This window comes from Burkholderia sp. Ac-20379 (assembly GCF_017104645.1).
In the GTDB taxonomy this organism is placed as follows: Bacteria; Pseudomonadota; Gammaproteobacteria; order Burkholderiales; family Burkholderiaceae; genus Burkholderia.
This window is the reverse complement of sequence record NZ_JAAGPF010000312.1, coordinates 1-8,761: the sequence shown is the minus strand read 5'-3', so window position 1 is coordinate 8,761 and position 8,761 is coordinate 1. Positions and strand designations below refer to the sequence as shown.

Here is an 8,761-nt window from a genome sequence, read left to right as displayed (position 1 = left end):
GGCCTGGAGGCGCACAACATTCCGATCGACATCGTGGCCGGCACCAGCGCCGGCTCGGTGGTGGGCGCGCTCTACGCGTCCGGCATGAACGCCTTCGAGATCAACAAGCTCGCGCTGACGATGGACGAAGCGTCGATCAGCGACTGGGCGCTGCCGTGGCGCTCGCGCGGCCTGCTGATGGGCGTGGCGCTGCAGAACTACATCAACAAGACGCTGAACAACCGGCCGATCGAGAAGATGGCGAAACCGCTCGGCATCGTCGCGACCGATCTGCAAAACGGCCAGCCGATCCTGTTCCAGCGCGGCAACGCGGGCCTGGCGGTGCGTGCCTCGAGCAGCGTGCCGTCGGTGTTCGAGCCGGTCAAGATCGGTTCGCGCGAATACGTGGACGGCGGCCTCGTCAGCCCCGTGCCGGCATCGTTCGCGCACAAGATGGGCGCCGATTTCGTGATCGCGGTCGACATCTCGGCCCGCCCCGAAGGCGCGGCCACCAACAACCCGATCGAGTTGCTGCTGCAGACCTTCACGATCATGGGCCAGACCATCAAGGCCTACGAACTCGACAAATACGCCGACGTGGTGATCCGCCCGAACCTGGCTGCGATGAGCGCCAGCGATTTCACGCAGCGCAACGCCGCGATCCTGGCCGGCGAGGAAGCGGCCGCGAAAATCATGCCCGAACTGAAAAGCAAGCTGGCCGCCGCCCAGGCGCGCGCGGCCGCCTGAACGCAAGCACGCAGAAGCACGAAACCCCCGGGCTCCTTGCGGAGGCCGGGGGTGATTCGGAAGGCCGGAATGGGCTGGCGGCAGGCTGGCTCGATGCGGCCTGCGCGGCCCTGCGCCTTACTGGTTGCCCGAGTTGAAATCCGAGCCGCTGACGCCGAGCGTCGCGCTCACGCGCTGGCGCAGGTCGTCGGGCTTGCCGTCGAAGTGCGACTCGATCCGGCGTGCGCCGTCGAAACGCTTTTCCCAGTAACTGTTGTCGAGATCGTCGACGCGGATCGTGCTGCCGGTGGACGGCGAGTGCACGAACTTGTTGTCGCCGATATAGATGCCGACGTGCGAGGCCGCGCGGCGCATCGTGTTGAAGAACACGAGATCGCCCGGCTTCAGTTCGCTGACGCGCACCTTCTCGCCCACGTGGCTCATTTCCTCGGCGCGACGCGGCAGCGACATGCCCAGGGTGTCCTGGAACACGTAGCGCACGAAGCCGCTGCAATCGAGACCCGAATCCGGCGAATTGCCGCCCCAGCGGTAACGCACGCCGATCATGTTCAGCGCGCCGACCACGACGTCGCCGGCCTTGCCGGCCATGCCGGACAGGAACGACTTCGCGCTGCTCGCCGTGGACGAGGCAGCCGGTTGCGTGACGGGGGTGTTTTGGGAGACGGAAGACGAGCCCGATTGGCTCGTGAGCGTGACATCCTGGTTAAAACGGACGACATCGTCGGCGAACGCGCCGGAAGATGCGGAGACCAGAACGCCGACGACTAGCCCAGCGACAGCGCGCTTGCAGGCTTGGGTAAGAGATCGATGCTGCATCAGTCGGTAATTTTGTGCTTAAAAATCAGCTGATTGGCGGAAATTTCGATCGATACTAGCCAGACGGTATTTGTTTGTCAAAACGAATTGAAAAAATCAATCACAATCTGCACATCATTGGGGCAATCCAGTCAAATCAACGGCTTCCAGCAGTTTTCGCGTATAAGCATGTGACGGTTTCGTGAAAATTTTTCCGACATCGCCGGTTTCGACGATCACGCCGTCCTGCATCACCGCCACCCGGTGCGCCATTGCCCCGATCACCTCGAGGTCGTGACTGATGAAGATGTAGCCGAGGTTGTATTTCTGCTGGAGGCCGGCCAGCAGTTTCAGCACCTGCTGCTGGATCGACACGTCGAGCGCGCTGGTGGGTTCGTCGAGCACCAGCACGCGCGGCTCCAGCACCAGCGCGCGGGCGATCGCGATGCGCTGGCGCTGGCCGCCCGAGAACTCGTGCGGGTAGCGATGCAGCAGCGTGCGGTCGAGGCCCACCTCGCGCAGCACGGCCACCACCCGGTCGCGCCGCGCCGCCTCCGACAGCTCCGGGCGATGCAGCGCCAGCCCCTCGCCGACGATCCGCTCGATCGTGTGGCGCGGCGACAGCGAGCCGAACGGATCCTGGAACACCACCTGCATGCGCGCGCGCAGCAGCCGCGCGTCGGCGCCGCGCCAGTCGGCCAGCGGCCGGCCATCGAACTCGATCGCGCCGCCCGCGATCCGCTGCAGGCCGAGCAGCGCCATCGCCAGCGTGGATTTGCCCGAACCCGACTCGCCGACCACCCCGAGCGTCTCGCCCTGCCGCACCGACACGCTCACGCCGTCCACCGCCGTGAAGCTGCCGCTGCGGAACCAGCCGCCGATGCCGGGCAGCTTCTGCCGGTAGCGCACGGTCACGTCCTGCGCGTCGAGTACCACCGGCGCGATCGGCAGCACCGGCGCCACCGTGCGCCGCGGCCGGCTGTTCAGCAGCTTGCGCGTGTAGGGGTGCTCGGGATCGGCGAAGATCCGCTCCACCTCGCCGTGCTCCACCAGCCTGCCCTTCTCCATCACCGCCACGCGCTGCGCGAAGCGCCGCACCAGGTTCAGGTCGTGCGTGATCAGCAGGATCGCCATGCCGCGCGTCAGCTCGGCGTCGCGTTGAAGATCGAGCAGCAGCTCGACGATCTGCGCGCGGATCGTCACGTCGAGCGCCGTGGTGGGCTCGTCGGCCAGCAGCAGGCGCGGCCGGCAGGCCAGCGCCATCGCGATCATGGCGCGCTGGCGCTGGCCGCCCGACAACTGGTGCGGATAGCTGTCCACGCGCCGCTCGGGCTCGGCGATGCCGGTGCGCCCGAGCAGCGCGATCGCGCGGGCGCGCGCCTCGCGCTTCGACACGCCGTCGTGCAGCACGATGGTTTCCATGATCTGGTCGCCGACCGTGTAGAGCGGATTGAGCGCCGTCATCGGCTCCTGGAAGATCATCGCGATCTCCGAGCCGCGCAGGCCGCGCATCGCGCGCTCGCCGGCCGCGGCGAGGTCGCGCCCGTCGAAGCGGATGCGGCCCGTCACCTCGGCGTCGCGCAGCAGCCGCAGGATCGCCAGCGCCGTCACGCTCTTGCCCGAACCCGATTCGCCCACCAGCGCGACGCGTTCGCCGCGGCCGATCGCGAGCGACACGCCGTCGACGGCCGGCGTGTCGCCGAAGCGCACGCACAAGTTCTCGATCGACAGCAGCGGCTCGGCGGCGGCCGACGGCGCCGGCGGCTGCGCCTGCATCGCGGCCGGCTTCATCGCGCACCTCCGGCCGCGCGCGAGGTGTCGGCGATCCGCGAATCGAGCGCGTTGCGCAACGCGTCGCCCATGAACGTCAGCAGCAGCAGCGTCAGCACCAGCACCACGAACGTGGCGAGCGAGATCCACCACGCGTCGAGATTGGCCTTGCCCTGCGCCAGCAGCTCGCCCAGGCTCGGCGTGGGCGGCGGCACGCCGAGGCCGAGGAAATCGAGGCTGGTCAGCGCGACGATCGAGCCGCTCATGCGGAACGGCAGGAACGTGATGACGGGCGTGAGGCTGTTCGGCAGCACGTGCCGCCAGACGATCTGCCAGTTCGACAGGCCCATCGCGCGCGCCGCGCGCACGTAATCCTGGGTGCGGTTGCGCAGGAATTCGGCGCGCACGTAGTCGGACAGCCCGATCCAGCCGAACACCGAGGCCAGCAAGATCAGCAGCAGGAAACTCGGCTCGAAGATCGACGCGAAGATGAACAGCAGGTAGATCTCGGGCATGGCCCCCCAGATCTCGATCAGGCGCTGGCCGACGATGTCGATGCGCCCGCCGTAGAAGCCCTGCACCGCGCCGGCCGCGATGCCGAGCAAGGTGCCGATCAGCGTCACCACCAGCCCGAACTCGACCGACACGCGGAACCCGTAGACGAGCCGCGCGAGCAGGTCGCGGCCCTGCGCGTCGGTGCCGAGCCAGTTGTCGCGCGACGGCGGCGCCGGGTTCGGCAGCGCCGAGAAATAGTTCAGCGTGGTGTACGAATAGCGGTTCGGCGGATAGATCACGAAGTTGCCGGGCGCGTCGAGCTTCCTGCGCACGTACGGATCGAGATAATCGGCCGGCGTCGGGAAATCGCCGCCGAAGGTGGTTTCGGCGTAATCCTTGACGATCGGGAAGTAGTAATGCCCGTCGTAGCGCACCACCAGCGGCCGATCGTTCGACCAGAGCGGCGCGGCGAGGCTGGCGGCGAACGCCACCACGAAGATCACGAGGCTCCAGTAGCCGAGGCGCTGGCGGCAGAAGCGCTGCCAGACGCGGCGCGCGGGCGACGGCGAGACGCGCGCGCGCGCCGCGTCGATCCGGGGAGAAACGGCGGCTCGGCTCACGTCAATGCTCCAGTCGGTCGAATTGGATGCGCGGGTCGACCCACACATAGCAGAGGTCGGAAATCAGCTTCGTCACGAGGCCGATCAGCGTGAACACGTACAGCGTGCCGAGCACCACCGGGTAGTCGCGGCGGATCATCGATTCGTAGGACAGCAGGCCGAGCCCGTCGAGCGAGAACAGCGTCTCGATCAGCAGGCTGCCCGAGAAGAACGCGCCGACGAACGCGGCCGGAAAGCCCACGATCAGCGGCACCAGCGCGTTGCGGAACACGTGCTTCCACAGCACGCGCCGCTCGCCGAGGCCCTTCGCGCGCGCGGTCAGCACGTACTGCTTGCGGATCTCGTCGAGGAACGCGTTCTTGGTCAGCATCGTGATGGTGGCGAAGCTGCCCACCACCGACGCCGCGATCGGCAACACCAGGTGCCAGAAGTAATCGAGGATCTTCCCGCCGAGGCTCAGTTGCGCGAAGTTGTCCGAGGTCAGGCCACGCAGCGGGAACCACTGCCAGAACGAGCCGCCCGCGAACAGCACCAGCAGCAGCACGCCGAGCACGAAGCCCGGAATCGCGAAGCCGATCAGCACGGCGAGGCTCGACGCCACGTCGAACGGCGTGCCGTTGCGCACCGCCTTGGCGATGCCGAGCGGCACCGAGATCAGGTAACTGAGCAGGAACGTCCACAGGCCGATGCTGATCGACACCGGCAGCTTCGACACCACCAGCGACGCCACGCTCTGATGATGGAAATAGCTCTGGCCGAGATCGAAATGCGCGAAGCGCTCGAGCATCAGGCCGTAGCGTTCGAGCGGCGGCTTGTCGAAGCCGTACAGCACCTTCAGTTGCGCGAGCTGTTGCGGATCGACGCCGGAATAGCCGCGCAGGCCGAACGGCGTGTGGCCCTGCTCCGCGCCCTTGCGCAGTTCCTGCGCCGCCTGTTCGACCGGGCCGCCCGGCACGAACTGGATCACCGCGAACGTGATGGTCAGCACGCCGAGCAAGGTCGGGATCATCAGCAGCAGGCGTTTGAGGATGTAGCTCCACATAGGCGGGATCGGGGCGCGGTTGACGCAACGTTAGCGGGACGACGGCCGCGCGGGCCGCCCGGGGCGCGAAACAGGAACGAGGCAACGCAGGACGGCGGCGGCCATCGCTCAGTCGCCGGACGGCTTGCCGTGCGCGGGCGTGGCCCACCACATCGACGCGATCCAGTCCTCGGCGGAATAGTACAGCGGCAAGGTCGCCGGATAGGCCAGCGTGCGCTTGTAGGCGACGCGATGGACGGTGCTGTACCACTGCGGGACCGCGTAGTAGCCGTGCATCAGCACGCGGTCGAGCGCATGGGTGGCGTCGAGCAGTTGCGGGCGCGTCTGCGCCTGCACGAGCGAATGGAGAATCGCGTCGACGGCCGGCGATTTCAGCCCGGTCATGTTGTCCGAGCCGGCCTGATCAGCGTAGCGGCTCGCGAAGCGCGCCACCTGCTCGCTGCCCGGCACCTGCACGCCGGGGTAACGCACGGTGGTCATGTCGTAGTCGAACGCGTCGAGCCGCTTTTGCAGCAGCGCGAAATCGGCCGCGCGAAAGCTCGCCACGATGCCGAGCTTGGCCAGATTGCGCTGATAGGCCGTGACCACCGGCGCCATCGCGCTGCCCGAATCGTCGAGGATCTCGAAGCGGAACGGGTCGCCCTTCGCGTTGCGCAGCGCGCCGTCGCGGTAGGTCCAGCCGGCCTCGGCCAGCAGCGCGCGCGCCTTCAGCAGGTTCGCGCGCAGCGAGCCGGGCGGATTCGTGGAAGGCTGCTCGGGCATCGGCCCGAACACGGCCGGATCGAGCTGCTTGCGCAACGGTTCGAGGATCGCCAGCTCGCCCTCGCCGGGCGTGCCGGTGGCCTGCAGCTCGGTATCGGCGAAATAGCTGTTCAGGCGCGTGTAGCCGCCGAAGAACAGTTGCCGGTTCAGCCATTCGAAATCGAACGCGAGGTCGAGCGCCTCGCGCACGCGCACGTCCTGGAACAGCGGCCGACGCAGGTTCATGAAGAAGCCCTGCATGCCCGCGCCGTTATGCTGGCGGAATTCGCGCTTGACCAGCTCGCCGCTGTCGAAGCGCTTGCCGATATCGCGCCGCACCCAGTTGCGCGCGATGTATTCGACCATCGCGTCGTATTCGCCGGCCTTGAACGCTTCGAGGCGCGCCACGCCGTCGCCGTACAGCTTGTAGACGATGTGCGCGAAGTTGTTGGTGCCGACGCGCACCGGCAGGCTTGCGCCCCAGTAGTTCGGATCGCGCCGGTAATCGATGGTGCGGCCGCTGTCGTAATGGTCGATCACGTACGGGCCGCTGCCGATCGGCGTCTCGAACGCGAGCTGGTCGAACGCCACCTGCGAGCCGTCCGGCCGAGTCCCCCACTTGCGCGAGAACACCGGAATCGCGCCCGCGATCAGCGGCAGCTCGCGGTTCGCGCGCTTGAACTCGAAGCGCACCGTGGCGGCATCCACCGCCACCGCCTGCGAAATGTCGGAGAAATACGCCGCGTATTGCGGCGCGGCCTTCGGGCTTTTCAGCGTGTCGAACGAATATTTGACGTCGGCGGCCGTGACCCGGTCGCCGTTCGAAAAGCGCGCGCGCGGGTTGATGTGGAACGTCACGGACAGCCGGTCCGGCGCGATCGCGATGTCGTCGGCCAGCAGGCCGTAGGCGCTGGCCGGTTCGTCGGCGCTGCCGGTGGTCAGGCTCTCGAACAGCATGCCGATGCCCGGCGCCGGATTGCCGCGCAGCGTGAACGGGTTGAACTTGTCGAACGTGGTGAGCCGGTTCGGATTCGCGAGCACCAGCGTGCCGCCCTTCGGCGCATCGGGGTTGACGTAGTCGAAATGCTTGAAGCCGGCCGGGTATTTCGGCTCGCCGTATTGCGCGATCGCGTAGACGGCATGCGCGGGCTGCGCGACGCAGGCGGCCAGAGCGAACAGCCAGGCGGCGCGGCGCGCGGCGACGACGCCGGCGGCGTGGCCCGGCACGACATCGGCCATCGCCGATCGAGCCGTCGCGGCGCGGATTCTGACGGCATCGCGCAACGCGGCAAGGGCCGCGGCGGCGGGTGCGACACGGCGGGACGCGGCGGTCCGGAACGACGAAATCGGCATGAGGCGGAATCGCTCGTGGATCGGTGGCTGTGTCGCGCATTCTACCGAGTCCGTTACGGCGAGGGGGCGCATTCGCGCGCGGCGCGACTGTCCTGTGCGCGCCCAAAGAAAAACCGCCCGGCATGCGGGCGGTTTCGATTCGTTCGGCCAGGCGCGGCGGATCGTGCGATCCGCAGGGCCGAGACTGGCGAGCCCGGCCGGGCAAAGCGGCCTTCGAAGCCGCCCGCCCTCGCCGGGCTTAGTGACGCCAGCCGTCGTGGCCGCCGTGCCAGCCCGGGCCACCGCCGTGCCAGCCGGGGCCGCCGCCATGCCAGCCCGGGCCGCCGTGGCGACGGTACCATTCCTGACGACCCCAGTAGCGGCGGCCGTCCCAGTAGCGATCGCCGTGCCAGCCGATGATGATGGCCGGCGGCGGCGCATAGACCGGCGCCGGTTGGTAGTACGCGGGCGGCGGCGGTGCGTAGACGGGTGCGGGCGCAACATACGCCGGAGCGCCGAGGTTGATGCCGACACTGACGCCCGCCATTGCGGCGCCCGATACGCACAGCGCAGCCAGACCGGTCACGAGCGAAGCAACACGCAAGCTTTTCATGGAGTCCCCTTCCGGTGGTTTCATTGAGTGATTCGACTATAACGACTCAGCCCCGGCCCGCATATTTCCACTTTGTAAGAACTGATGCGCGGAGTCGCATGATCGATGCATCGCTAACGTCTTGTTACATTTGACGAGGCAATCGCAACGCCGATGCGCGGAATGCGGGGCTTGGGTCGAACGCGGCGCGCGTATTGTAGCGGCGCTCGTGTGAAAGCGCGTCGGGAAGGCGGCCCGTGGAGCGGGACGCGATGCCGCAGCGCCGACTCGGGACGGTCGGCGACGCGCTCATCGATGGCGCGATGCCGCCGCATGTCGCGCGGCAGCACGGCTGGAAGACAGCGGCACGGCGCGTCGCGTGTTCATGAGCCGGGCGCGTCGCCCAGCAACGCATCGATGTCGGCTGCGAGCGGCGCGGTAGCCGGCCCGCAGCGCATGACGGCCAGCGCCGCCGCGCCATGCGTCGGGCGCGTCGCCCAGCAGCGCATCAATGTCGGCCGCGAGCGGCGCGGTAGCCGGCCCGAAGCGCGTGACGGCCAGCGCCGCCGCGCCATGCGTCATGCGCCGGGCGCGTCGCCCAGCAACGCATCGATGTCGGCCGCGAGCGGCGCGGTGGCCGGCCCGAAA

The 8,761-nt window shown here is 68.0% G+C and carries 8 protein-coding genes; 2 read left to right on the top strand and 6 right to left on the bottom strand.

The window, feature by feature from the left end:
• On the top strand, positions 1-726 hold a 726-nt coding region (locus G3N92_RS27180), incomplete at its 5' end, for a patatin-like phospholipase family protein (RefSeq protein ID WP_206130682.1).
• 117 nt (positions 727-843) lie between these two features.
• Here the strand turns inward: G3N92_RS27180 and G3N92_RS27175 are convergent.
• The 6 genes from G3N92_RS27175 to G3N92_RS27150 all read right to left on the bottom strand — a co-directional run bounded on the left by G3N92_RS27175 (position 844) and on the right by G3N92_RS27150 (position 8,134).
• Positions 844-1,542, bottom strand: a complete 699-nt coding sequence (locus G3N92_RS27175) for a C40 family peptidase (protein ID WP_206130681.1) — start codon at positions 1,540-1,542, stop codon at positions 844-846.
• Between the two features lie 114 nt (positions 1,543-1,656).
• Positions 1,657-3,312 (bottom strand): dipeptide ABC transporter ATP-binding protein, encoded by a 1,656-nt coding sequence (locus G3N92_RS27170; protein ID WP_206130680.1) that lies wholly within the window; start codon positions 3,310-3,312, stop codon positions 1,657-1,659.
• Positions 3,309-4,406, bottom strand: coding sequence for an ABC transporter permease (locus tag G3N92_RS27165; protein WP_206130679.1), 1,098 nt, complete (start codon positions 4,404-4,406; stop codon positions 3,309-3,311). The genes G3N92_RS27170 and G3N92_RS27165 overlap by 4 nt, the downstream gene beginning before the upstream one ends.
• 1 nt (position 4,407) lies before the next feature.
• Entirely contained in the window at positions 4,408-5,448 is a 1,041-nt protein-coding gene (locus tag G3N92_RS27160; protein WP_206130678.1) for an ABC transporter permease subunit, read from the bottom strand.
• A gap of 108 nt (positions 5,449-5,556) precedes the next feature.
• Positions 5,557-7,428 (bottom strand): extracellular solute-binding protein, encoded by a 1,872-nt coding sequence (locus G3N92_RS27155; RefSeq protein WP_206130677.1) that lies wholly within the window; start codon positions 7,426-7,428, stop codon positions 5,557-5,559.
• Between the two features lie 352 nt (positions 7,429-7,780).
• Positions 7,781-8,134, bottom strand: a complete 354-nt coding sequence (locus G3N92_RS27150) for a hypothetical protein (RefSeq protein WP_206130676.1) — start codon at positions 8,132-8,134, stop codon at positions 7,781-7,783.
• Between the two features lie 396 nt (positions 8,135-8,530).
• On the opposite strand from G3N92_RS27150, the gene G3N92_RS27145 reads away from it, so the two are divergent.
• The coding region (locus G3N92_RS27145; protein ID WP_206130675.1) for a hypothetical protein at positions 8,531-8,761 on the top strand (231 nt) is incomplete at its 3' end.

What these genes read in the sequence shown, in the direction of transcription:
- G3N92_RS27170 (WP_206130680.1), bottom strand. Translation starts at nt 3,312, where the DNA reads ATGAAGCCGGCCGCGATGCAGGCGCAGCCGCCGGCGCCGTCGGCCGCC.
- G3N92_RS27175 (WP_206130681.1), bottom strand. Translation starts at nt 1,542, where the DNA reads ATGCAGCATCGATCTCTTACCCAAGCCTGCAAGCGCGCTGTCGCTGGG.
- G3N92_RS27155 (WP_206130677.1), bottom strand. Translation starts at nt 7,428, where the DNA reads ATGGCCGATGTCGTGCCGGGCCACGCCGCCGGCGTCGTCGCCGCGCGC.
- G3N92_RS27160 (WP_206130678.1), bottom strand. Translation starts at nt 5,448, where the DNA reads ATGTGGAGCTACATCCTCAAACGCCTGCTGCTGATGATCCCGACCTTG.
- G3N92_RS27150 (WP_206130676.1), bottom strand. Translation starts at nt 8,134, where the DNA reads ATGAAAAGCTTGCGTGTTGCTTCGCTCGTGACCGGTCTGGCTGCGCTG.